Genomic DNA, 23,538 nt, shown 5'->3' with positions numbered 1-23,538 from the left:
AGAGGTGTGTCGCATCGCCGGCGAACACCAGCCGCCAGCCCCCGTCGTCTCGGCCGACGCTGGTCGGTCCACCCAGCGGCGCGTCGACGCTCGGACCGTCGGTCGCTCGTCTGACGGAGAACTATACCGAGGGCGTACAGTGTAGGCACTGTCGACAGTACACGAGGTTTACGAATGTCACCAACTGCAAAATTTGTGAAAATTGTACGCGGCGTGCGAACCGTGGGGGGTTCTCTCCGATGAGCAGAGCCGTCAGCGTCTCGCTCCAGAAAGGCGGGGTCGGCAAGACGACGCTGGCGATCAACCTCGCCGACGCGCTGGCCGCCCGGGGGAACCGGGTGCTGCTCGTCGACCTCGACCAGCAGGGGAACGCGACGGAGGGCGTCGGGTTCAAGCACGCCTACGAGAACGCCACGGACCACGTCGGGAGCGTTCTCACGGACGACGAGCCGATCGACGTCAGGGAGGTCGTTCGCTCGCGGGACCGATTCGACCTGCTGCCGGCGCACGTCGACCTCGACAGCGTCGAGGACCGGATCAGGAACTCGACGTTCGGGATGCTCTGGGTCCGGCGGCGGATCGTCGAGCCGTTGCTCGGGGAGGCGTACGACTACGTCGTCATCGACTCACCGCCGAGCCTCGGCCCGCTGTCGGACGCGGCGCTCATCGGCGCGCAGAACGTCGTCGTGCCGCTGCTCATGAGCGAGCCGTCGGTGAGCGGCTTCGAGCGGATGTGGGAGCACCAGATCACGCCCATTCGCAACGAGATGGAGCTGGAACTCCTCGCGATCGTCCCGAACCAGCTCGAAGGCGACAACGAGGAGCGCCGGATCATCGGCGATCTGGAGGAGTCGCCGTTCGCGGGGTATCTCCCGACGTTCGCCCGGTCGGCCCACTTCGACGATCCGAACTCTCCCGGCCCGGGGATACGGAAACGGATCGCGTTCAAGCGCGCGTGGCGCGAGGGGAAGACGCTCCGGGAGCACGATCCCGACAACGACATGTTGGTTCGACTGGACGAACTCGCGGCGGCCGTCGAGCGCGGCGGAGTCGAAACCGCTCCCGAGGCCGACGGCGAACTGAGGGTGTGACGATGCCGGACGACAACCGATTCGCGGGGCTGAGCGAGCAGGTCGACGGCCCCGCAGACGACGATCGAGAGGCGGCGACTGACGCGACTGACGCGACTAATGCGACTGACGCGACCGACCAGGAGGCGGCCCAATCCACCTCCTCGGGCCCCGACGACGGAGCGGGCCCAGCGTTCACCTTCGACGAGACGACGGCCAAGAGCATCTACGCCCGCCCCGAGACGCTGACGCTCCTGGAGGACGTCGAGTTCGAGGTGGAGACGGCGCTCCGACGGGAACACGACGTGCGGGACGTGACCGGACGGGAGTTTCACGACGCCGCGGTGCACGTCCTCGCGGAGCACGTCGACGAGATCGCGGCCCGGATCGACGCCGCCCGCCGGGAGTAGTCCGCGTCCCGCGGTCCAGCTGGCGGCACCGGTTCGCTGGCCAGAGCGCCGCCCCGGAGCGTTGGAGGCCCCGCGCCACCAGCCCGAATTCGGGGGAGAACGATCAAAGATCGTTTCCCGAAGAGGACCGATAGATACGCTCACCAAGACTCCGCTCGAAACAGTCCGAGGTGGACGTACCGAGGCGTCGAAACCCGACCACACAGTCATAGTGGGCCGTGTGTGCGGAACTGATCGCGGATCGAGTCGGCCGGGCGGAACGATGCGTCGACGAACGCTCGACAGTCGATCAGAACCGACCGAGACGACCACAACGGGCCAGATCGCTCGCTGAACCGGCCTTCGGGGCCGATGGTGAGCTCCGGCGAGAGACAGTGCCCGGTGAGCGGATTGTGAGAACAGTTCGAGTATCTATTTCTGATATCACTAGAGCGACTCAGCGAGGCAATCGTTCGCATGGAACAAACGGTGGTGATCACGTGATCTCGTCGCCGGTGGGGACCCGAGCGCGTCCGCGACGGCGTCGTATCGCGACACCGACGTCTCGTGATCGGCACTCTCGCTGTCCGGCAGCGGGTAAAGTTCGGTCTCCGGCATCAAGAGCTTACGCGCATATGCTCGTAAAGCAGTCGCCGAGACGGACGGGCTCCGTCGGCCGATCCGAGCGACGTTCGTTCGAGAGGAACAAACGGAAGTTTCGAACGTGGCCGATATCGCGATGCATCGAGAACAGTGTTCGTTGTCGACGAACGCACGGTGGCGGGACAGCGTCGTCGAGCGCGCCAGCGAGCCGGGAGTCGAGTGACGGAGTCCGGACGACCGTTACAGAGGGAGTGAAAACCTCGGAGCCGCAGTCGTTCGACGACCGGATCGACGTACCAGAACGCGTCCGTCAGCCACGAACCGCCAACGAAGGCACCACACGGAGCAACCGAACGGGTCGTTCGCCGCGGGGCATCGAGACGAGGCCGGACTCCGGGAGTAGAGCGGTCAAAAAAGACTCCGCGGACGAGGACGGCCTCGGGGCGGCGGAAACTGATCCGGACGACGGGGCTACGTCTCTTCGAGGTCCGCGAGGTCCCACTCGCCGGTGACGATCGCCCCCGAGTCGGGGTTGTCCGGTTCGACCACGGCCTCCACGAACGCGGGGCCGTCGTGGTCGATCGCCGCGGAGAGCGCCTCGGTGAGGTTCTCCGGCCTGACGACCCGCTTCGTGTAGCCGACGTTGAACGCATCAGCCATCTGGACGTAGTCCGTGTCGGTCTCCTCGGTGAACTCGGTGTCGAGAACCCGGTCCCACCCGTACTTGTCGACCTGCAGGTTGCGGATAGACTTCCACCCGTGGTTGTTGACGACGAGCCACGTCACGTCGATGTCGTGTTCGACGGCGCAGGCGACCTCCTCCATACACATCTGGAAGCTCCCGTCGCCCTCGACGTCGACGACGGGCTTCTCCGGCCGTGCGAGTTTCGCACCGATCGCCGCCGAGACGCCGAACCCCATGGTGGAGAAGCCGCCACACGAGATGTTCTGCCGCGGCCCGTACACCGGGAACTCGGGGTGCACCGTCTCCTGGGGCTGCCCCGCGCTCGAGACGACGAGCCCGTCCCGGGGGAGCGCCTCACGAAGGCTCCCGAGCGCCCGGGAGATGCTCATCGGGACGTCGTCGGTCTGTCGGTCGTCGAGCATCGCCTTCCACTCCGCCCAGCGCCGCTGAATCTCGTCGTAGTACTCGTTGTCCGCCGTCGGGACGGGGTCGAGACGCGTGCTGAGCTCGTCGTAGAGTTCGCGCGTGACGACTTTCGCGTCGCCCTGGATGCCGACATCGACGGGATAGTTCTTGCCGATCTCGTTGGGGTCGATGTCGACGTGGACGAGCTTCGTCGGTGGGATCTCGAAGCTGACGCCGGGCTCGAACGACGAGGTCTGGAGGTCCGAAAAGCGGCAGCCGATCGCGAGCACGACGTCGGCGCTGGTCGCGAGTTCGTTCCCCGCCGTCGACCCGATCCACCCGGCGTAGCCGACGAACAGGTCGTGATCCTCCGGGAGGATCCCCTTGCTCTGGAACGTCGAGAGGACGGGCGCGGTGAGGTGTTCGGCGAGCGTCTGTACCTCGTCCCACGCCTCCGCCAACATACAGCCGCCGCCGGCGACGATGACGGGCCGGTCGGCGTCCGCGAGGAGGTCGGCCGCCGCGGCGATCGACTCGGCGTCGCCGCCGGGACGGCTGTGTGACCGCGAGTGCGCCGGGTCCGGGATCTCGACGTCCGCGGCCGCCCCCTGAACGTCCATCGGCACGTCGATGTGGACGGGGCCGGGCCGCCCCGTCGTCGCGATCTGGAACGCCCGCCGCAGGATGCGGGGGAGTCGCTCGACGTCGTCGACGACGAAGCTCTGTTTCGTGACGGGGTCCATCACCCGCGGGAAGTCGCCGGGGTTCTGTCGATCGATCTCCTGGAGGATCCCCTGGCCGTACTCGTGTGTCTGTGGGGCCCCGGTGAAGATCACCATCGGGATCGAGTCGACGTACGCAGTCGCCGCGCCCGTGACGGTGTTCGTCGCCCCGGGGCCGATGGACGTGAACACGGCGAGAGGGTCCCCACACGCTCTCGCGTAGCCGTCCGCGAGGTGGACGGCCCCCTGCTCGTGTCTGGGCTGGATGACCTCGACTTTCGACTCGTTGAACGCGTCGAGCAGGTTCGTGCTCCCGTGGCCGGGGATGCCGACGAGGTACTCGACGCCCTCTCGTTCGAGATAGCGGGCGATGATCTCGCCACCGTTTAGCCTGGGCATGTCTCGGTTAGGCCTCACGGGGGCGACTAATAAATATTCACTCTCGGTAGCGGATCAGAGCGGCCGCGTTGGCGGACGCCCGGCAGAGGAGACGGACACGGAGCGGCGAGCCGTTGGCACGGGTGTGTCGGTGAATCCGTCGCTGGCGGTCGTGAGCCGCTGGTGGCTGACACACCGCTCGCCGGGCGTGACCGTCTCTTGTCGAGCCGTGCTACCTCCTGAACGGAGGCATACGGGATGTGGCGGACGAGCCACATAAATCTACTGCGAGGGCCGGTTCATCGACTGCGAAGCCGGGTCGCGAGCGGCGTTGACGCGCCCGGGCCGGACGCCCGGCCAGTGTGTCCCAGGATGCGTCGCCACCGGACGGCCGTGGGTCGTCGACGGGTGGACGCTGCGCTCTTCGGTTCGAGTCGGCCTACAGCGACGGGATGACCTCGTCACCCATCACCTCGAAGAGTCGCTCGGGCTCCGGGCTGGTGTTGCCGAGCGCGATCCGGTCGAAGCCCATCTCCGCCCACGATTCGAGCGTCGCGGCGATCTCCGAGGGGTCGTCGGCGATGAGGAACTTCTCCTCGACCTGCTCGCGGGTGGCCTGTTCGCCCTCGCGCTCGATGTCGCGGGGGTTCGCCAGCGCGCGGTCGAAGACGTTCTGGGTCGTCGCCCACCAGGGACGGGTGGCCTCGACGGCCCGTTCGCGGTCGGGATCGTACGAGACGATGGCGAGCAGCGTCGTCTCGATGGCGTCCGGATCGCGGCCCTCCTCGGCCGTGTAGCGACGCACGGCCGGGTAAAGCCGGTCGGTGTACTCCGAGCCCTTCTTCACCGTGATGAAGCCGTCACCGTACTCGCTGGTGAGCGACGCGGTCGTCGGTCCGTTGGCGGCGATGTGGATCTCCGGCAACTCGTCCGGCTTCGTGTAGAGGCGCGCGTCGTCGACCTCGAAGTGCTCCCCCTGGTAGTTGACGAACTCGTCGGACTCCCACAGCAGTTTGATCACCGCCAGCGTCTCTTCGAGCCGGTCGCGACGGACCGGATAGTCGGGCCAGTCGTGGCCGAGCGGCGTCTCGTTCATCGCCTCGCCGGTCGACAGTCCCAAGACGACGCGCTCGTCGTGCATCTCTTGAAGGGTCGCGAACGACTGGGCCATGAGCGCGGGGTGGTAATGCTCGCTGGCCGGCGTCACGCAAGTGCCGATCGGCACGTCGAGGCGCTCGGTCGCGGCGCCCAGCCACGACCACGCGAAGCCGGCTTCGGCGTCGGTGTGGAACCACGGGTGGAAGTGGTCGGAGGTCCAGACGAAGTCGTACCCCGCGTCGGCCGCCAGTTCGGAGTAGCGCAACAGCTGGCTCGGACTGTACTGCTCCTGGTGGGCCATGTAGTCGATGCTGACCATCGTGGTCGTACCATGCGTCCGGGGTCTAATCAGTGTTTGTGGACGCGGCGCGGGCTCGCCACGGCCGCGGCGGTCGAGGCGGCGAGCCACCGCGGACGCGGCTCACCCTCTCTCGCGGGTCAGTCCCACGTCATCCACGCGGGATCCTCACACCGGTGGCGGCGGTCGATCCCGTCGATGCGCTCGGCGTCCGTCTCGTCGAGGTCGATCCGGTGGGCCGCGTAGTTCGACCGGACGTAGTTCGACCGGATGTGTGCCGGCGACGGCGACCGCGAGATCGCCGCGACGCCCTCTTTCGACAGGAGCCACGCGAGGCTCACGCTTGCCTCGTCGACCCCGTGTTTCTCGGCGACGGCAGTGATCTCGCTCTCGTCGAACACCGCGGCCTGCGCGATCGGGGCGTACGCGACGACGGCGGCGTCCCTGTCCCGGACGGCCCGCTGGAGGGCCCGCTGCGGTAACAGGGGGCATCTCGATCTGGTTCGCCGACAGCGGGACGTCGAGGAGGTCGTCGGCGCGGTCCAGGTCGTCGCGCGTGTAGTTGCTCACGCCGACACGGTCGGCGAGGCCCGCCGCGACGAGCGTGTTGAACGCCGCAGCACCGTCTCGATCTCGGACGACCGGCGGGCCAGTGGTGGGACAGGAGGTCGACTCGGTCCAGTCCGAGCCGATCGAGGTTGTCGCGGACGCCGCTGTCGACGTGGTCGAGACGGACCCGTCCGGCCAGGACGACGCGTTCCCGCCGTTCGACAGCCCGCTCTCGGAGCTCGACTCCGTCGTCCTCACGGCACACGTCGCGTGGTTCTCCGAGGAGGCGAACGACGATCGACGGCGCACGGCCGCCCGGGACGTCCGTCGCGTCCTGGCGGGCGAAACGCCCGAGAACCCGGTGAACGACCCGCGGTAGCCCACGCGAGACCGACCATACGACGCCGTCGGCCGGCGCGTCGTCGGGCGTCAGTCGTCGCCGGCCCCGTCGGGCAGTGTGTCGCATCCAGAAGCTATTTTTCAGCACGTACTGATGTGGGAACGTATGGGCACCGGATACACCACGATCATGTACGACGCCGAAGAGATCGAAGCGGCGCTTGGCGACATCGCCGCCTGCCGATACGACGGCGTGGAAATCGGCGTCGAGAAGATCCGCGCGGCCGGCCCCGAGAACGTCGGGCGGTGGCTCGACGACTACGGGCTCGAACTGTACCTCGCGATGGGCGAGTGGCTGGAGACCGAGGCGGCAGTGCAACGGATGGTCGACGGCATGCCGATGCTGGCGGAGGTAGACGCCGAGTTCGTGGGGATCCTGCCGCCACAGCGGCAGCGACACGACCGAGAGACGGTCGAGGCCTGGCTGTCGCGCGTCAGCAGGGCGGCCCGCGACGCCGGGCTGCGGCCGGTCGTCCACCACCACGGCGCGACCGCCGTCGAACAGCCGGACGAGACGCGGTCGTACCTCGACGCCGTCGACGGCTTAGAGCTCGTGTGGGACACCGCCCACTACTACCCCTACGGCGACAACTTCCCCGCGGGCGACGTGACCGACGGGATCGAGCGCTTCGCCGACGACATCGCCTACGTCCACCTCAAGGACGTCGACCCGGTCAAGGAGTTCGCGGCGAACCGGGACGCGCTCTCGAACGCCGACTTCCACCTCGACAACGTCATCAACTACTTCCGGTCGTTCACCGACCTCGGAGAGGGGCTCATCGACTTCGCGGGCGTCTACGAGGCGCTGTCGGACGCCGGCTACGACGGCCACTACACGATCGAGATCGAGAACCGGACCGAGCGGCCGCTCGTCCACGCCAAACAGAACTACGACGTCTGGCGGGACGTCCGCGCCGACTGACCGCGCCGGCCGCCGTCGTGCCACCGCAGCGACCACCGTCGACACCGAACCGCAGTGGATGGACCTCGTCGTGCCGTGGTCCGCGCCAGCGACCGTGAGGCGGTGAGAGAACGGAGCGCCCGACGCGACGCCCTGGGGGGAGTGAGTCGGGTGTGTCCGACCGGGGGCGTGACGCCGGGTGTGACGGCGACCGCGAGAACGGGGAGCGTCGGAACGACGCGCGTATCCATCTGATGTCGTTGGCGGCGTCGGCCCGCTCGGGGCCGAGCAGCAGCGACGCGGCCGACGGGCACGAGCGGGCCAGAGGCTCGCCACCGTGCGAACGCGACCGCCGTTCCGTGCGTCGTCCCGTGTGTCGTCCCGTCGACCACGGGGCGACGACCGTCGCGACGGGAGACTCAGCTCCCCTTCTCGTGCTCGGCGACGACGTCCCAGTCGAGTTCGATGCCCAGCCCGGGGGCGTCGGGGACCGCGATGCGACCGTCCTGGATGAGCGGGTCGCCGACGACGAGGTCCTCCCACCAGGGGACGTCGCGGGCGTGGTACTCCAGCGCGACGAAGTTGGGGACCGTCGCGCCGACGTGGACGGTGGCCATCGTCGCGACGGGGCTCCCGATGTTGTGGGGGACGAGCGCCTGGTAGTACGCCTCCGCGAGGTCGGCGATCTTCTTCGTCTCGGCGATCCCACCCGTCTTTGGGACGTCCGGCGCGAGGAAGTCGACTGCCTGCTCTTCGACGAGGTCGCGAAAGCCGTGCCGGCCGTAGCGGTTCTCCCCGGTCAGGAGCGTGACGTCGACCCGGCGCTTCAGTTCGCGCATCGCGTCGGTGTTCTCCGGTGGGAGTGGGTCCTCGACCCACGCGAGGTCGTACGGTTCGATGGCGTGACAGAGGCGTTCGGCAGTCTCGGGGCTGAAGTTCCAGTGGAGGTCGACTGCCACCTCCGCGTCGTCGCCGACCTCCTCCGTGACGGCCGCGACGATCTCGCGCTTGTGGTCGATCTCCGGCGGGTCGAAGTGTCGTGACTTCCGGTTGAGATCGCGACCCGAGGGAACGTCGAGGTCGAACTTCACCGCGTCGAAGCCGTCGTCGACCGCCAGCCTGGCCGCCTCGGCGTACGCCTCTGGGCGGTAGGTCTCGGTCGCCTGTCCCGCCGCCGCCGAGGCGACCATCGCCTCGCCCGCGTGGCAGTCGGCGTACACCGCGACGTCCTCGCGCATCTTGCCGCCCAGGAGCTGGTAGACCGGCTGGTCGAGGAGCTTCCCGGCGACGTCCCAGAGGGCGATCTCGACGCCGGAGATGGCGATGGTGCCGACGCCCTGTTGGGAGCCTCGCCCCGAGAGCGACTCGCGCATCAGGTGGTAGAGCCGTTCGACGTCGAGGGGGTTCTCCCCGACGAGGACCGGCCGGAGGTAGTCCGTGATGATCTCGTGGACGCCCGGGGAGGGGTAGGCCTCGCCGATCCCCGTCGGGCCCGCGTCCGTCTCGACGGTGACGATTGTCCACGGGAAGTTCCCGTCGACGACCGTCGTCGAGAGGTCGGTTATCTCGGCGGTCGGTCCGTCGCGGGCGGGCGTCTCGTCGAAGTCCGCCCACATCGTCGCTGCCAGCTTGGATGCGAAGTCTTCGTACATGGTAATCAGTCGGTGGATCGGGTGTGTTCGTCCTGGTACGTCCGGAACAGGTCGACGATGACCCGGAGGTCCTCGCGCGCCTCGGCGAACGGGGTTCGGACCTCGGCGTCGTCCCTCGCACACCGGACGAACTGCTTCAGTTCGCGCTTGAAGCTCTCGTCGTACGACGGCGTGTACACCGTCTCCGAAAGCTCCTCGACGCCCCGCTTGACGCGGAGTTCGGTCGGGGTGTTCTTGATGAACGGGTTCGAGAAGTCGACCGTCACCGTCCCGTCGGGGCCGTCGACGCGGATGAACTCCTCGAACCACTTGCGGTCCGAGTCGCCGGTCTCCAGCACGCACCGAACGTCGTCCGCGAAGGTGAGGTGGGCCGTGGCGTACCGGCCCTCGGCGAAGATATCCACGTGGTCGATGCGCTCGACCTCGCCGAACAGGCCCCGGAGCGCGTTCACGTCGTGACAGAGGTGGTCGAGCTGGAAGTCGTACGCCTCGACGAGCAGTTCGTCGTCGGTGCCGATGGCCCGTTCGATGTCGCGCCGCCGCTTCGTGGCGCTCTCTTCGACGAGCGCCTCCGGGGGCGCGCCGTCGACGAGGTCGTACACCTCCCTGATGATCCGCTGGTGGTCCGGATCCACGTCGTAGGCGGTGACGAGGTCGATCCCGTCGAGGTCGGCGATCTCCGCGCTGGCCCGCTCGTAGGCGGGGTCGTAGCGTTTCATGTACGCGACCATCGCGGTCGCGTCGGACGCCTCGGCCGCCTCAACCATCGCGGTCGCGTCCTCGAGCGTCGCGGCGAGCGGTTTCTCGACGAGTGTGTCGACGCCGTGTTCCAGCGTCGCGACGGCGACGTCCGCGTGCGCGTGCGCCGGCGTGAGAACGACGACGGCGTCGAGTTCGTCGCCGACCGCCGCGAGGAGGCGTTCGTGGTCCGCGTAGACGTGCGGAACGTTGTACCTGTCCGCGAGCGTCTGGGCCCTGTCGACGGCGGGATCGACCAGCGCAAACAGGTCCGTCTCCGGTAGTTCAGCGAGGTACGGGACGTGCATGACCTGTGCGACCAGCCCACAGCCGATGACTCCGAACTGCATTGTCCCGAATGACCGAACAGCTCGGTTTATACCTTCGGGTCCCGGACAGGTCGGGCCGACACACACTTTTATGTAGGTCCAAGATGACTTTCGACTACGACGAAAACCGCTCCACGTCGACGGTGTCTCACGGGACGACTGGGGCCGGTCGGGAATCGGCCGAGGAGTCCGCAGAGCGTCGTGGTTCGTGGACCGGGACAGAGACCCATGACACACGACTTGAAAGATCGGTTCGAATCTGAGCAGCACCTCACCGGCACGTGGGTGTCGATCGGGCACCCGACGGTCGCAGAAGTCACTGCTAGCGTCGGCTTCGACTTCGTCCTCATCGACACCGAACACACGACGATCTCCCTGGAGACGCTCGAGAACATGGTTCGGGCCGTCGAGGCCGCCCCCGGCGACACGGAGGTCGTCGTCCGGGTCCCCTGGAACGACCACGTCCGGCTGAAACGCGTCCTCGACATCGGCGTCGGCGGCGTGATGATCCCCATGATCAGTTCGCGCGAGGAGGCCGAGTCCCTCGTCGAGGCTGTTCGCTATCCGCCCGAGGGAATCCGGGGGGTCGCGTCGGGTCGCGCGACCGGCTACGGCCGGAACTTCGAGGAGTACGTCGGGAACGCCGGCGACTCGCTTTTCACCATCGTCCAGATCGAGACCGAGTCGGGGCTGGCGAACGTCGACGAGATCGCCTCGCTCGACGGCGTCGATTCGCTGTTCGTCGGTCCCGCCGACCTCTCGGCGTCCCTCGGCGTTTTCGGCGAGTTGGAGAGCGACGCTTTCGAAGACGCGGTCGGCTCCGTCGTCGGGGCGGGGGACGACCAAGGCCTCCCCGTCGGGACGCTGACGACCGATCCGGACGACGTCGAGGACCGCCTCGCGCAGGGCTTCGACTACCTCATCGTCGGCAAGGACACCGCGACGCTCGCCGCGGCGGACCGGGCGGCGCTCAGAACGTACGAGCAGGCGGCGGAGTCCGTCACCGGCACGCCGACACAGAGCGACTAACGCGTCGACCCGGGACGAGGGCGAATCCGTTCGCGAGACCCAAACACATATACGTGACAGTCCTGTCTGCAGTAGTATGCCGGCGAACGAAACCGGGGGCCGAACGGTCCAGGCGGTCGACAACAGCATCGCCATCATCGAAGCCCTGCAGGAACGCGAGGGCGCGGGGGTCACGGAGCTCGCGACGGAGCTCGACCTCTCGAAGGCGACCGTCCACGCCCACCTCAACACGCTCTTTCAGAACGAGCTGGTGATAAAGAACGGGACGGAGTACCAGCTCAGCCTCCGCCACCTCGACCTCGGGGAGACGGTGAAGTCGAGGCTCGGCTTCTACGACGTCGTGACTTCGGAGCTGGACGACATCGCCATGGAGACGGACGAACTCGCACAGTTCGCGACGGAGGAGCACGGCCGCGCCGTGTACCTGTACAAGGCCTCGGGGGAGAAGGCGGTCCAGACCGCCTCGAAGGTCGGCAAGCGGGAGTACCTCCACTGTATCTCGCTCGGCAAGGCGATGCTCGCACACCTCCCGGAGTCGAGAGTCGACGACATCGTCGCGAAACACGGCCTCCGCGAGTTCACGTCGCGAACGATCACGACCAGGGCGGAGCTCGACGAGAGCCTCGCGAAGATCCGCGAGCGCGGCTACGCGATCGACGACGAGGAGAAGATCGAGGGCCTCCGATGCGTCGCGGCACCCGTGCTGAGCGACGCGGACGTCCTCGGTGCCGTGAGCATCTCCGGGCCCACGAGCAGGATGCGTGGCGATCGGTTCGAGGAGGAACTGCCGGAAGTGGTCAAACGCTCCGCGAACGTCATCGAGATCAACGCGAAGTTCTCCTGAGCGGACGCCCCCGCGCGACGGGGCTTTCCCGCGGCTCGAACCGGCGTGTTCGTCCCTCGCAACCGCCGTTCGTGGCCAGCGAGCGCGCCGCTGTGCCGTGGAGCCGTCGCCCCGGGGATGGATGCGTGCGACAGGTTCGTTTGTACAGCGCGAACACTCCACAGCGTGGCGGAGCGGACAGGCGGACCCACCCAGCCGGGGCGACGCGGACGGCCACGCCCCGTGGCCCCACCGATGTGATAGCTCTCTGTGTGTTCGACGAGCCGGCGTCGGCCCGCTCCGGCGTGGCGGAGGCGGACATTACACGCGTACACGTGTAATGATCCGGCCGTGACGGTCCACGGTAGCCCCGGCCCGGATCGGACCAGGCCGACGCCGTGATCAGAACGCGATCCAGTGCTCGGTCTTCCCAAACGAACCAACGGTCGGTCGACCAGGAGTGCCGGAGCCGAGGTCGGGACGTGCGGACCGCCGTTCGTCCAGTCGGTGGGCGCTCTGGCGTGCCGGCGGCCCGACGCTCGAACCGACGCCCGGTGGGTCACCGTGATCCCCACGTTGATGTAGGGTCACTGCCGATCGGGAGCCGGCCGATGAGTGGTGTGACCTACGGCTTCACGGACGAGACTGTCGTCGTCACCGGCGGCAGTTCGGGCATCGGACGGGCGATCGCGATCGCCTTCGGCCGCGCGGGCGCGACCGTCCTGAACGCCGACCTCCGGCGGGAGCCGAAAGACGTGGACGCGACCGTGTCGACCCACGACGTGGTCTCCGAGGCGGGCGGGCACGGCGAGTACGTCGAGACGGACGTCTCCGAGCCCGACGAACTCGCCGCGGTCGTCGAGGCGACCCGGGAGTTCGGCGGCGTCGACGTCATGGTCAACAACGCCGGATGGTTCCACCGCGCACCCATGTTCGGCGTGGACGTGGAGACGTTCGAACGCATCCACGGGATCAACGCCAGCGGGGCGTTCTTCGGGAGCCAGACCGCCGCGGCCGACATGATCGAGCGCGACGCTGGCGGCTGTGTCGTCAACGTCGGCTCGATCAGTTCGACGCACGCACAGGCCAACCAGGTCCCCTACGATTCGACGAAGGGAGCGATCCGGATGATCACGCGCGGTGCGGCACTCGAGTGCGCCCCGCACGGGATCCGGGTCAACGCGGTCGCACCGGGACACATCGCGACCGAGTTCGGCTCCGGTGCCGCGAAGAAGGAGGCGGCGGTCGAGGCTGGCGAACTCGTCAAGCCCATCCCGCTGGACCGACCCGGCTATCCCGACGACATCGCGGACGTGTCGGTGTTCCTCGCGAGCGACGCAGCGAGCTACGTCACCGGCGAGATGGTGTACGTCGACGGGGGCTGGCAGGTGTTCTAGCCGGGCGAGTGTCTTCCGCTGGCTAACGCGCGGACCACCACGTGCGCGCGTCGCTCGGCGGACACAGTGCCGCAGTCGGCGAGTGACTCGATCGTCACCACCTCAAGATGCGAGTAACTATTTCTAAGCAATATGGTGGTCGGCCGAGAGCCTGCCGTCCGTTCCGGCGGACGACGAGCGTCCGAGGAACCCGTGAGACGACCCGTCGTTCGTTCGTCCGCCCGACGTGTTCGACGCCCGAGTTCACGGTGGGGCGTTGTGAGTGATAGCCGAGTAGTATTGTATTGTGAAGACACGATAGATCGGCGTACTGCAGTGGCCTCGGGGTGACAGAGGTGACCCCTTCTCGGATCGGGGAGGTCACCCGGCGGTTCGTGCGTGCGCCCGGGTGATCGGAGTCTTCCGGCGCTCAACCGGACTTCTGAGGATTTCTCCGCGCTCTATCGAAGGGTTCGACAGTCCGTCGTTCCAGCCAGTCCGAACGAACAGCCGACAGTGGGTTTCGGTCCGCTCTGAGCGCCATCGGTCGACAGCGATTCGACCCCGTTTTTGTGTAACTAGTGAACAATACAATCTGCGCAGTTCTCGACCGGTCTCGTCGGTTGTGGCGTCGAAGCGATCGACAGAACCGCCGTGTGCCAGACGGTCCGTGTCGAGCGTCGCCCGAACTGGGGAGCGAGCGCGTACGTGCGGGGCGTTCCGATTCCGCTCAAAAATGTTCACTCAACTGTGAATGTAGGATCTCACGGAACGACCAGCGGGAACGAACCACTCGGGGGACGGCGAACCAGGCCGTGAACGCACCGGCCGGAGCTCGGACGCCTAGTAAAAATTGTACACATTGTGAGGTTTCTACGATGTGTAGACACTGTGTCTACCGGTCGGTCCGGACGCGACCAAATCGATCAGGCCGAGTCCGAGACGGGGACGCGGTTTTCGAGCGGGTCGCCCGCGTCGAGTCGTTCGACGTTGCGCGCGAGGATCGCCGCGAGACGATCCCAGTGTTTCGGCGTGTGACCGCCAGTATGCGGCGTGACGAGACAGTTCTCCAGATCCCACAGCGGATGCCCGCCCGGGAGCGGTTCGGGATCGGTCACGTCGAGGGCCGCACCGCGGATGCCGTTCGACCGCAACGCCGCCACCAGCGCGTCCGTATCGACGAGACCGCCGCGGGCCACGTTGACGAGGACCGCGTCGGGCCGCATCGTCGCGAGCGCCTCGCGGTCGACCAGCCCGCGCGTGGTCTCGGTGAGCGGGCAGGCGAGGACGACGTACTCGCTCCGTGAGAACGCGTCGTGGACGGCGTCGTCGTCGAAGCCGACCACCTCGTCGGTTGGCCCGCCTTTTTCCGGGGTGTACCGGACGCCGATCGTGTCCACCGACATCCCCTGCAGGCGCTGAACGAGCGCCTCCCCGATGGAGCCGAGGCCGACGACGGTGACGGTGCTGTCGGTGAACTCGCCGGACTGGAAGTGTCGCCACTCGCCGTTTCGCTGGCGTCGCCAGCCTTCGTGGAGGTTCCGGGCGAAGACGAGCATGTTCCCGAGCGCCTGCTCTGCGAGCCCGGGGGCGTGGATGCCGCCGGCGTTGGTGACGGCCACCCCGCGGTCCGCGAACGCCGCCATCGGGAGGTGCTCCGTCCCGGCGAACGTGCAGGCGAACAGTTCGAGTCGCTCGGCGCGGTCGAGCAGTTCCTCGTCGACCGTGATGCCCGTGACGATCCGCGCGGTCGGAACGAGGTCGCGCTCCTGTCGCGGCGTTCGCGCGTGGGCGACCGTCGAGTCGGGCAGTCGCTCGCGCAGCGTCTCGGCGTACGGTTCCATCGAGAGTCCTTCGGTCCCCTCGCGGAGAACGACGATGTCGGGCGTGGTGGGCATGAGCGCTGTTGTGCCGGGTGCGGTCGGTCGAACGGCCGGCCGCCGTCCGTATTCAGTGTTCGAGCGTGGCGAGGCTGTCTCTTAGTCCTTGCGTGTGCGCCGGCCGGGCGTGTCAACCGAGAGACGGGGCGGCCGCGATCCCGTCGAGTTTCTCCCGGAGCTCGAACGACGCGATCGCCGTGCTGGCACAGCGATTGCCGAGGGCGGCGGCGGTCTGTCGGTCCGCGCCACGCAGTGTCGCACGGACGAAACCCGCGTTGAAGAAGTCACCAGCGCCGCAGGCGTCGACGGCGTCGACCGGCTCGGCGTCGACCCAGACGGCCTCGTCGTCGACGAGCAGACAGCCACGTTCGCCGGCCGTGATCACACACGACCCCGCCCCCTCGTCGAGCAGCAGTTCTCCGGCGTCGACGAGAGCGTCGCAGTCGGTGAGCCGCCGTGCTTCGACGTGGTTCACCAAGAGGTAGTCGACGGACGGCAACAGCTCCGAAAACGTCGGCTGCCACTCGCCGGGTGACCAGTTCGGGTCGAGGAACACCGGGCGGTCGTGCGCCGAGAACTCCCTCGCGAGGGCGAGGACGTCGTCGGTCCAGAGATACGGTGCCTGTGAGAAGCCGGCGATCAGCAACGCGTCGTAGTCGGTCGGGGTAACGGCGGGGATCGATCCGGCCTCGCTGGCGCCGCGGTACGTGACGAACGAGCGGTCGGTCTCGAAGAGGAAGCCGGCGGCGACGCTGATGCTGGTGTGTGGCTCGCGGATCACCCGGCTCGTGTCGACACCCCGCTTGCGGAGGAACTCGAGCCAGTACGTCGAGAGGACACCGTCGCCGACGCTCGCCACCGTCTCGGTGGCGGTCCCCAGGGCGGTCAGGCCGAGCGATGCGTAGCCGGCCGATCCACCCGGCCGCAGTTCGTACCGTGGTGCGACGACTTCTTCACCGTGATCGGGATAGCGGTCGAGTCCGTCGAAGACGGCGTCGACGATCGCGTCACCGAGGACGAGGACGTCGGTCATTGCGACGGATCAGTCGACAGGGGTGACCCTAAGCGTGGTGCGGTGCACAGTACCACACTGATCGCCGTCGCACGGGGTCGGGTGGTGCCGCCTGACTCGGCGGACTGGATCGGACCAGGGGAGCCGAGAGAGTCGGGGGGCGCGCCCGGCGAGCGACCCACGGAGGCGCCCGTCGCTGCGACGGTCCTCGGGCTCACCCGGAACCGGGTCATAAAAGCTCCACCATATGGGGGACACCTATGTATGAGCGGGAACGGTGATACGACACATAGCATGAGAACATCGGGTGAGCGTCCGACCGTGCCGGTGGTCGGTGCAAGACGTGACAGCGGAGCGAACGCCACGGGCGGCGGAGTGAGCACGACGAGACCGTTCGACACGCACGGGACGGGCGTGAGGCAGGGATGAGCATCCGAGAGGAGCTCCACGACGGTCAGGCGCGCGCGCGGTGGTATCTGATGGACGGCCTCATCTCGGTCAAAAATCGCCTCCCAGTCGACACGACCGCCCTCTCAGACAGGTTCGGATACGCACTGATCGCGCCCGGGCTCTTGCTCGTCAGCTTTCTCGCCGTCGGGATGGGCCTGCTCGTGTGGTACAGCTTCCTGACGTACGATTCGATCGAGATCTTCGTCTACCAGTACACGCTGGCGAACTGGGAACGGCTGTTGAACACGACGGCGTTTCACACCGTCTTCTTCAGGACGCTGTTGTACTCCGCCGTCGTCACCGTCGGGACCGTCGCGCTCGCGTTCCCCTATGCGTATCTGGTGGTCCGCACGGACCGACCGATCTTCCGGTACGTGCTGCTGTTCGGGCTGTTCGTTCCGTTCTTCACCGGGGTCATTATCCGGGCGTACGGGTGGCTCATCGTCCTCGGCAAGAACGGACTTCTGAATTGGGCGCTGGGGACGGTCGGGATCGGCCCGGTGGCGTTCATCGGGACGCCAGTCGCCGTCATCGTCGGGCTCTTGCAGTATCTGATCCCGTTCGCGGTCCTGATGTTGACGCCCGCGATCGCGAGTATCGACTCCGACTTAGAGCGCGCGGCGAAGAACTGCGGGGCGAACCAGTGGAACACGTTCCGGTACGTCGTGCTCCCGCTCGCCCGTCCGGGCATCACCGCCGCGACCATCGTCGTGTTCACGCTCTCGATGGCCAACTACTCGATCCCGGATCTGCTCGGCGGCGGGACGCTCGGCTTCGCCGCGAACTTCGTCTACAACAAGATATTCGGCACCCTGAACTACCCGTTCGCGGCCGTGCTGTGCATCGTCCTCGTGGCCATCGCGTCGCTGTTCGTCTTCGTGGTGTTCAAGCGGTACGGAACGGGGACGCTCGGGGTGGAGGTGAGCGAGGAATGACCGGCCTCGTCCGGCGCGTCGGCGGTGACCACCCGTATCTGACCGCGTTCGCGCTCTTCGAGTTCGCCTTCTTGATCCTCCCGTCGCTCATCATCCTCATCGTCTCGCTCGGGTCGAACCAGATCATCACGTTCCCCCCGACCGAACTGAGCCTGAAGTGGTACGCCTCGCTCCTCGAGCAGTCCCAGTACGTCGACCCGTTCGTCAACAGCGTCGTCGTCGCGACCTTCTGTACGATCATCGCGATCCCGATCGGGGTGATGACCGCACTCGGGCTGAACCGCTACGACATCAGGTTCGAGCACGGGGTTCAGATATACCTCCTGTTGCCGTTCACCGTGCCGCTCGTCGTGTCGGGGTTCATCCTGCTCATCCTGTTCGGGAGGATCGGGTGGATCGGCGACCTGTGGGCCGTCGGTCTCGCGCTGACGATCATCAACATCCCGTTCATGATCTGGAGCGTCGCATCGAGCGTCAACGCGTTCGACCCGACGCTGGAGGACGCCGCACAGAGCCTCGGTGCCGAGGAGATACAGACGTTCAGGTACGTGACCCTCCCGGCACTGATGCCCGGTGTCATCTCGGGCGCGTTGCTGATGTTCATGCTCGCACTGAACGAGTTCATCGTCAGTCTCATCATCACGACGACGGTGACGGAGACGCTCCCAGTCGCGATCTACGGGGCCATCCGCGGGAACATCAGCCCGCAGATCGCGGCCGTCGCGAGCGTCTACGTGGTCATCGCCGTCGCCGCGATCGTCGTCGCGGACCGCCTCGTCGGCCTCGAACGCTTCCTCCACTCCTGACCGACGCGGCTGGTCCGTCGGCGGGCGGGAGGGCCTGTCCGGTCCCGCCGGCTCAGGTGCGTCCGTCGGGTGCCACGAGTTCGACCGGGTGAGTCGCGTCACGGGCGAACAGCTCGGTCAGCTGCTCGGTACAAGACGTGCCGCTGGCGACGAGCGTTCTGTCGCCCGCGTCCGTGAACTGGTCGTGGAGTGCTTCGCCGACGTCCATCGAGAGCTCGTAGTACTCCGATTTGTAGCCGAAGCTCCCCGCCATCCCGCAACACTCGACGTCGGACGTGACGACGTCGAAGCCGAGTTCGTCGAGCACGGCCTCGGTGTAGCTGTCGACCCCGAGCGTCCGTTGCTGGCAGTGGCTGTGGTAGGCGACCGGCGCGTCGGGGGAAGCGAGCGGCTCCGTGCTCGCCCCGTTCGAGAGCAGGCCGTAAACGTACTCCATCACGTCGTAGCTGTGCTCCGAGATGCGTTCGTAGTCGTCCTCGTCGAGGAGTTTCCGATACTCGCGGCGGAACATCGCGAGGTCGGAGGGCTCGATGACGACGAGGTCGAACTCCGCCGCGAGATACGGATCGAGGTCCGTCGCCACCGCGTCCGCCTGGGCGGTCGCCGTGGCGATCATGCCCTGCGAGAGCGGCGCGCGCCCGCTTTCGATCGGCGTGGCGAGTTCGACGTGTGCGCCGAGCGCCTCCAGCGTCCGGACGGCCGCTTTGCCACGCTCGGTGTGGACGTAGTTCGTGTAGGTGTCGGGGTAGAGGACGACGGTTCGGTCGGCGTCGGCGTTGGGCAGCCGCGGCCGTCGCGATTCGAACCAGTCGGTGAGCGTATCTCGCTGGAACGTGGGGAGCTCCCGCTGGGGCGCGACGCCGAGGTAGCGGTCCATCAGCGTGCGGACGGGAGCGAGATCGACCAGCCAGTTCGAGACCGGTGCGGTCGCGCTCCCCAGCTTCGCCAGCGTCTCGAAGTTCCCGAAGAAGCGTTTCGGAGCACTGAGGCTCCCCTCGGCGTCGGGCGTGAGCCCCTCGACGAGGAACGACAGCTCCGAGGGCGCCGTCTCGCGGTTCAGCCGGTCGCGAACGACGGTGTTGATCCAGGGAATGTCGATCTTCACGGGACAGGCGTTCACACAGCGCGAGCAGCCCGTACAGAGGTCGTTGAACTCGCTCGCCGCGTCGGGGCCCTCGATCCCGGTCTCCCAACCGGTCGCGATCCCGCCCGTGTAGGTCTCCCCGCCGAAGGCGTGGCCGCCGACGTGCTGGAAGTTCCCGCAGGAGTTCGCACACGCGCCACAGCGGATGCAGTAGAGCGTCTCTCTCAGCTGTTCGTCGTCGCGCATCGCCATGCGCCCGTTGTCGATGAGGACGAGGTGGAACTCCCGTTCGCCGTCGCCGCTCCCGAGGGGTTCGTCGGGTCGTTCGAAGTCGATCGTCGGGGAGTCCACCGGTGGGGTGAGCATCGTGACGTACTGCGAGATGTCCTGTCCCGTCGCCGACTTCGAGATGAGTTCGACGAACGGGTGGAGCTCCTCGACGCCCGGGACGATCTTCTCGACGCCCGTGACGGCGATGTGTGTGTCGGGCGTCACGGCCGATTTCCGCGCGTTCCCCTCGTTCGTGACGAGCGTGATCGTTCCCGAGTCCGCCAGCACGAAGTTCGCGCCGGTCATCCCGATGTCGGCCTCGCGGATCCGCTCGCCGAGGTAGTCCCGTGCGAACGTGGTGAGTTCCTCGGCGGTCTCGAACGGCTCCTCGGGGTCGAAGACCTGGTTGAACAGTTCGGCGACGTCCTCGCGCGACTTGTGGAGCGACGGCCCGATGAGGTGCGATGGGCTCTCGTCGGCGACCTGCAGGACGAACTCGCCGAGGTCGGTCTCCCAGACCTCGACCCCCACGTCCGCGAGCGCGGCGTTGACCTCGATCTCCTCGGTGGTCATCGACTTCGACTTTACGAGCGTCTCCGCGTTCTTCGACGCCGCGACCTCCGAGATGTACCGGTTCGCGTCCGCGGCGTCGTCGGCGAGATAGAGCGTGCCGCCGTTCGACTCGACGCTCTCGCGGAGCGTCTCGATCAGCGTCGGGAGGTTCTCGATGGCCTCCGCCTTGATCTCGCGAGCCGCCGTCCTGAGCGCCTCGAAGTCGTCGAATCGCTCCATCGCGTCGTAGCGGCCCTGGTTCAGATGCGCGACGTTCTCCTGGACCGTCTCCCCCTCCGTTTCGAGGAGCGTGCGGATCCGTTCCGCCTTGCGTCGGCGGTCGACCTGTGCGCTCATTGGTCGGTGAGGAGGACGACGTCGACGTTGGTCGGGCCGTGCACGCCTTCGACGAGCGCGCCCATGTCGCCGGTCGCGCTCACGCCGCTCGCGAAGACGGACGAGCCGCCGACGGCGAACCGTTCGGCGAGGTGGTCGGTGGTGGACTCGACGTCCGGGAGGACGTCGCTCTCGCGGACGACCGCGACGTGTGTCGGCGGGTAGAGGCTGACGGGCTCGGTTCCGGCCGCGTCGCTGTCGAGGACGAGCGTGCCGTACTCCGCGATGGCCTTGCTGACCGGGGTGACGCCCGTCTGTGCGGTCCGGAGGAGACGGGGCGTCGGCGGCGTCTCGACGACGGTGTCGGAGAGCGAAACACCACCGTACCCCTCGAGCGGGACGCCGACCGCCGGCTCGGTCACGACCGAATCGAGCGTGGACGCGAACGCCTCCGACTCCGTCCGCGTTATCGAAACCCCGATGTCGGTCAGCGACGATTCGAATCGTTGGGTGACGGATGTACTCACGGTACCCTGTTCGGTTTGTACCACTAAGAGTCACCTACTCCATGTGGCGGCCGGTCGGCTAGCCGGCCGGGGGGTTGGCCCGACCGGATGGCCGGGAGACGACACTGCCGGATGGCCGGAGGGCGGCCCGACCGGATCGAGCGTCGGCCCGATCGGCCGCCACCGAATGGCGGTCGGGGCTTTATTCGCCCAGCTGTCCTGCGTTCGCGTATGGAGATCGACGGGGAGCGGCTCCGACACGACATCGAGACGAACGCGACCTTCGGGGCGACGGCCGCCGACGAGGGCCGGGGACGGACGGTTCTCACCGGGAGCGAAGCAGACCGGCGCGCGCGCGAACACTTCATCGAACGGCTCGAGGACGCCGGCCTCGACGTCCGTGTCGACGCCGTCGGGAACATCGCAGGCCGCTGGACCCCACCGCAGTGCGACCCCGGCGCGGCCCCCGTCGCGTTCGGGAGCCACCTCGACTCCGTCCCGCGCGGGGGCATCTTCGACGGCCCGCTCGGAACGTACGGCGCGCTCGAAGGCGTCCGCGCGATGCAGGAAGCCGGCGCCGCCCCCGACCGGCCGGTCGAGGTCGTCTGCTTCACGGAGGAAGAGGGCGCACGGTTCGGCATCGGCACGCTCGGCTCGTCGGTCGCGACCGGACGACTCGACGCCACGGACGCGCTCGAGCTCACGGACGACGAGGGCGTCACGCTCGGCGAACGCCTCGAAGGGATCGGGTTCGACGGCGACGCCGAGATCGGGGCCGCCGGATGGGACGCGTGGGCCGAACTCCACATCGAACAGGGGACGCGGCTGACGGCGGCCGACGCTGGCGTCGGCGTCGTGGAGTCGATCACCGGCATCACGAACTGTCGGTAGTTCCCATCGGTTCTACACGCTGACTTGATTTTCCACGGCGGAAGCGACAAGTTCGATCTCGGTACGGAGACAATAGCCAGCGAAAGGCGGTCTCACGTCAGTGAGAGCGCCGAATATGTGATGGCGATGCCTAGCAACTGCTCTTCAGGGGCACTCGCTGGACGCGGGCTCGGTCAGCCCGCGTCCAGCTGACCATACGTCGCGGGAATCCCCACACCGTTGGTCGGTGCTTCCCACTTCCGGTGTAGCAGTTCGTCGAGCGTGTGGTTGATCCACGCTCGGAATACCTCGAAGCGGAACCACACGGGTAGTGCTCGCCCGCCGCGCCGCGGCGTGGCGAGCACGCCCCAGCGAACGATCAGCCACAGATTCCGCAACAGGAAACTCACCAGCACGAACACCAACCGAACGACCGGGTCGGTCGTGGTTGTGCGTGCACGCGCTTCGCGCATGGTTCGAAAGGCTGTCTCGATGGCTGATCGTTTCCGGTAGAGAGCCTCAACCTCCTTCGGCGTGCGATCAGCCAGATCGCACGCCATGTAGGCACGAACAAGCAGTCCGTGCTTCCCCCGCTTGCCCTGTCGGTAGGAGACACAGACAGCGAGCGGGAAGCGCAGTTCCCGCTCGCTTCCCTCGTACATTGTGTACTCCGTCCAGTAGGAGATCGACGTCTCTAGTTTCTCGGCCATCCGTTGGCCGCGTCGGATGACCGGGAGAACGACCGGAGCAGTCTCACGCAACCGCTGGATGCACGCCCCGTTGTAGAACCCGCGGTCACAGAGGAGACTGGCGACATCGAAGGGAAGTGCCGCGACGTGGTCGAGCAGTCGCTCGACCGCGTCGCTTATTGGTTCGTCTCCACGAACAGCAGTGACGGCGACGACGAGTGGTTTCGCCCGACAGAGGACGAATCCAGCGAGGTAGCGATGGCACTGTGAGGTGCCATCGCGGGGCGTCGTGTGACAGAGTTCACCGGGAGAGTGGTGTGGACAGCCGTGGTAGTGGACGTCGACGAAGTCAAGACAGATGATCCTCGGGCCGGGGCCGAGGATCATCGTCGCCTGTTGTCTGAGGAGGAGGTTGACGGTGGCTTCGAGTTCTTCAGGTGGGATGGTGTGAAGCTGAGCAAGCGTGTAGTCGTCGGAGTAGGTTCCACGAGTGCTGTCGGTGACCGCCTTGATCGAGGTCTGGTCAACAGCTGCTTGGAGGAGCGTCCGTCGGATAATCCCGGAGTCGAAGCCGCAGCCTTCGACTCCGGGTATCGGTAGCTCTGCGAGGAGGCCTTCCGCTAAGATTTCAAGGTCAGAGGCCGTAAGAACAGTGTCTGGATGGTATAAACACTTCATCAACACCCATCCAGACGCTTCCTGAG

The 23,538-nt window shown here is 67.1% G+C and carries 19 protein-coding genes and 1 pseudogene; 10 read left to right on the top strand and 10 right to left on the bottom strand.

The features are described from left to right. The first annotated feature begins 239 nt into the window (after nt 1–239). A complete protein-coding gene (locus NKJ07_RS21075; protein ID WP_318570884.1) occupies nt 240–1,091 on the top strand; it encodes a ParA family protein in 852 nt (283 codons plus the stop codon). Between the two features lie 2 nt (nt 1,092–1,093). Next, a complete protein-coding gene (locus NKJ07_RS21070; RefSeq protein ID WP_318570883.1) occupies nt 1,094–1,480 on the top strand; it encodes a DUF7970 domain-containing protein in 387 nt (128 codons plus the stop codon). A 1,053-nt stretch (nt 1,481–2,533) separates the two neighbouring features. Here NKJ07_RS21070 and NKJ07_RS21065 read toward each other — a convergent pair. From NKJ07_RS21065 to NKJ07_RS21055, 3 genes are all read right to left on the bottom strand, one after another. After that, nucleotides 2,534–4,273, bottom strand: a complete 1,740-nt coding sequence (locus tag NKJ07_RS21065; protein WP_318570882.1) for a thiamine pyrophosphate-binding protein — start codon at nt 4,271–4,273, stop codon at nt 2,534–2,536. A 418-nt stretch (nt 4,274–4,691) separates the two neighbouring features. Further along, nucleotides 4,692–5,669: a TIGR03557 family F420-dependent LLM class oxidoreductase gene (locus NKJ07_RS21060; protein ID WP_318570881.1), complete on the bottom strand. Its 978-nt coding sequence runs from the start codon at nt 5,667–5,669 to the stop codon at nt 4,692–4,694. A 119-nt stretch (nt 5,670–5,788) separates the two neighbouring features. Further along, a complete protein-coding gene (locus tag NKJ07_RS21055; protein ID WP_318570880.1) occupies nt 5,789–6,049 on the bottom strand; it encodes a hypothetical protein in 261 nt (86 codons plus the stop codon). A gap of 254 nt (nt 6,050–6,303) precedes the next feature. Here NKJ07_RS21055 and NKJ07_RS21050 point away from each other — a divergent pair, with 254 nt between their 5' ends. Continuing rightward, nucleotides 6,304–6,576 (top strand): hypothetical protein, encoded by a 273-nt coding sequence (locus NKJ07_RS21050; RefSeq protein WP_318570879.1) that lies wholly within the window; start codon nt 6,304–6,306, stop codon nt 6,574–6,576. A gap of 126 nt (nt 6,577–6,702) precedes the next feature. After that, nucleotides 6,703–7,518, top strand: coding sequence for a sugar phosphate isomerase/epimerase family protein (locus tag NKJ07_RS21045; RefSeq protein ID WP_318570878.1), 816 nt, complete (start codon nt 6,703–6,705; stop codon nt 7,516–7,518). A gap of 398 nt (nt 7,519–7,916) precedes the next feature. Here NKJ07_RS21045 and NKJ07_RS21040 read toward each other — a convergent pair whose 3' ends face one another. Next, the gene (locus NKJ07_RS21040; protein ID WP_318570877.1) at nt 7,917–9,149 is read right to left on the bottom strand and encodes a mandelate racemase/muconate lactonizing enzyme family protein; all 1,233 of its coding nucleotides are present in this window, start codon (nt 9,147–9,149) and stop codon (nt 7,917–7,919) included. A 5-nt stretch (nt 9,150–9,154) separates the two neighbouring features. Then, the gene (locus NKJ07_RS21035) at nt 9,155–10,237 is read right to left on the bottom strand and encodes a Gfo/Idh/MocA family oxidoreductase (RefSeq protein ID WP_318570876.1); all 1,083 of its coding nucleotides are present in this window, start codon (nt 10,235–10,237) and stop codon (nt 9,155–9,157) included. A gap of 207 nt (nt 10,238–10,444) precedes the next feature. Here NKJ07_RS21035 and NKJ07_RS21030 point away from each other — a divergent pair, with 207 nt between their 5' ends. The 3 genes from NKJ07_RS21030 (at nt 10,445) to NKJ07_RS21020 (ending at nt 13,465) form a co-directional block, all read left to right on the top strand. Further along, a complete protein-coding gene (locus NKJ07_RS21030) occupies nt 10,445–11,245 on the top strand; it encodes an HpcH/HpaI aldolase family protein (RefSeq protein ID WP_318570875.1) in 801 nt (266 codons plus the stop codon). Between the two features lie 76 nt (nt 11,246–11,321). Further along, nucleotides 11,322–12,089, top strand: a complete 768-nt coding sequence (locus NKJ07_RS21025; protein WP_318570874.1) for an IclR family transcriptional regulator — start codon at nt 11,322–11,324, stop codon at nt 12,087–12,089. Nucleotides 12,090–12,679: 590 nt separating this feature from the next. Next, entirely contained in the window at nt 12,680–13,465 is a 786-nt protein-coding gene (locus tag NKJ07_RS21020; RefSeq protein WP_318570873.1) for an SDR family NAD(P)-dependent oxidoreductase, read from the top strand. 905 nt (nt 13,466–14,370) lie between these two features. Here the strand turns inward: NKJ07_RS21020 and NKJ07_RS21015 are convergent. Then, on the bottom strand, nt 14,371–15,342 hold the full coding sequence (locus NKJ07_RS21015) for a D-2-hydroxyacid dehydrogenase (RefSeq protein ID WP_318570872.1): 972 nt from the start codon (nt 15,340–15,342) through the stop codon (nt 14,371–14,373). Nucleotides 15,343–15,454: 112 nt separating this feature from the next. Beyond that, nucleotides 15,455–16,357 carry a carbohydrate kinase family protein gene (locus NKJ07_RS21010; RefSeq protein WP_318570871.1) on the bottom strand — a complete coding sequence of 301 codons (903 nt, stop codon included), beginning with the start codon at nt 16,355–16,357 and terminating at the stop codon, nt 15,455–15,457. A 404-nt stretch (nt 16,358–16,761) separates the two neighbouring features. Between NKJ07_RS21010 and NKJ07_RS21005 the strand changes: the two genes are divergently transcribed. Both NKJ07_RS21005 and NKJ07_RS21000 read left to right on the top strand, forming a co-directional pair. Further along, nucleotides 16,762–17,721, top strand: coding sequence for an ABC transporter permease (locus NKJ07_RS21005; RefSeq protein ID WP_318570870.1), 960 nt, complete (start codon nt 16,762–16,764; stop codon nt 17,719–17,721). Further along, entirely contained in the window at nt 17,718–18,527 is an 810-nt protein-coding gene (locus NKJ07_RS21000; RefSeq protein ID WP_318570869.1) for an ABC transporter permease, read from the top strand. The genes NKJ07_RS21005 and NKJ07_RS21000 overlap by 4 nt, the downstream gene beginning before the upstream one ends. Before the next feature lie 52 nt (nt 18,528–18,579). Here NKJ07_RS21000 and NKJ07_RS20995 read toward each other — a convergent pair whose 3' ends face one another. After that, nucleotides 18,580–20,790 (bottom strand): LUD domain-containing protein, encoded by a 2,211-nt coding sequence (locus NKJ07_RS20995; RefSeq protein ID WP_318570868.1) that lies wholly within the window; start codon nt 20,788–20,790, stop codon nt 18,580–18,582. Further along, nucleotides 20,787–21,296 carry an LUD domain-containing protein gene (locus tag NKJ07_RS20990; protein WP_318570867.1) on the bottom strand — a complete coding sequence of 170 codons (510 nt, stop codon included), beginning with the start codon at nt 21,294–21,296 and terminating at the stop codon, nt 20,787–20,789. The genes NKJ07_RS20995 and NKJ07_RS20990 overlap by 4 nt, the downstream gene beginning before the upstream one ends. A gap of 210 nt (nt 21,297–21,506) precedes the next feature. On the opposite strand from NKJ07_RS20990, the pseudogene NKJ07_RS20985 reads away from it, so the two are divergent. After that, nucleotides 21,507–22,160 (top strand): annotated as a pseudogene (locus NKJ07_RS20985) (M20/M25/M40 family metallo-hydrolase); the annotation flags it as partial. 179 nt (nt 22,161–22,339) lie between these two features. On the opposite strand, the gene NKJ07_RS20980 reads toward NKJ07_RS20985, so the two are convergent. Then, the gene (locus tag NKJ07_RS20980) at nt 22,340–23,512 is read right to left on the bottom strand and encodes an ISH3 family transposase (RefSeq protein ID WP_318570684.1); all 1,173 of its coding nucleotides are present in this window, start codon (nt 23,510–23,512) and stop codon (nt 22,340–22,342) included. Nucleotides 23,513–23,538: the final 26 nt, after the last annotated feature.

The sequence above is a fragment of the Salinigranum marinum genome (assembly GCF_024228675.1).
Lineage (GTDB): Archaea > Halobacteriota > Halobacteria > Halobacteriales > Haloferacaceae > Salinigranum > Salinigranum marinum.
The sequence above is the reverse complement of the archived record's forward strand: the minus strand, read 5'-3'. Positions and strand labels throughout refer to the sequence as shown.

Bases quoted from the DNA above. Each gene is read 5' to 3' on its own strand.
- NKJ07_RS21010 (WP_318570871.1), bottom strand. From the start codon at position 16,357: ATGACCGACGTCCTCGTCCTCGGTGACGCGATCGTCGACGCCGTCTTC.
- NKJ07_RS21020 (WP_318570873.1), top strand. From the start codon at position 12,680: ATGAGTGGTGTGACCTACGGCTTCACGGACGAGACTGTCGTCGTCACC.
- NKJ07_RS21070 (WP_318570883.1), top strand. From the start codon at position 1,094: ATGCCGGACGACAACCGATTCGCGGGGCTGAGCGAGCAGGTCGACGGC.
- NKJ07_RS21030 (WP_318570875.1), top strand. From the start codon at position 10,445: ATGACACACGACTTGAAAGATCGGTTCGAATCTGAGCAGCACCTCACC.
- NKJ07_RS21075 (WP_318570884.1), top strand. From the start codon at position 240: ATGAGCAGAGCCGTCAGCGTCTCGCTCCAGAAAGGCGGGGTCGGCAAG.
- NKJ07_RS21015 (WP_318570872.1), bottom strand. From the start codon at position 15,342: ATGCCCACCACGCCCGACATCGTCGTTCTCCGCGAGGGGACCGAAGGA.
- NKJ07_RS21000 (WP_318570869.1), top strand. From the start codon at position 17,718: ATGACCGGCCTCGTCCGGCGCGTCGGCGGTGACCACCCGTATCTGACC.
- NKJ07_RS21035 (WP_318570876.1), bottom strand. From the start codon at position 10,237: ATGCAGTTCGGAGTCATCGGCTGTGGGCTGGTCGCACAGGTCATGCAC.
- NKJ07_RS21060 (WP_318570881.1), bottom strand. From the start codon at position 5,669: ATGGTCAGCATCGACTACATGGCCCACCAGGAGCAGTACAGTCCGAGC.
- NKJ07_RS21005 (WP_318570870.1), top strand. From the start codon at position 16,762: ATGAGCATCCGAGAGGAGCTCCACGACGGTCAGGCGCGCGCGCGGTGG.
- NKJ07_RS20980 (WP_318570684.1), bottom strand. From the start codon at position 23,512: ATGAAGTGTTTATACCATCCAGACACTGTTCTTACGGCCTCTGACCTT.
- NKJ07_RS21065 (WP_318570882.1), bottom strand. From the start codon at position 4,273: ATGCCCAGGCTAAACGGTGGCGAGATCATCGCCCGCTATCTCGAACGA.
- NKJ07_RS21045 (WP_318570878.1), top strand. From the start codon at position 6,703: ATGGGCACCGGATACACCACGATCATGTACGACGCCGAAGAGATCGAA.
- NKJ07_RS21025 (WP_318570874.1), top strand. From the start codon at position 11,322: ATGCCGGCGAACGAAACCGGGGGCCGAACGGTCCAGGCGGTCGACAAC.
- NKJ07_RS21040 (WP_318570877.1), bottom strand. From the start codon at position 9,149: ATGTACGAAGACTTCGCATCCAAGCTGGCAGCGACGATGTGGGCGGAC.
- NKJ07_RS20995 (WP_318570868.1), bottom strand. From the start codon at position 20,790: ATGAGCGCACAGGTCGACCGCCGACGCAAGGCGGAACGGATCCGCACG.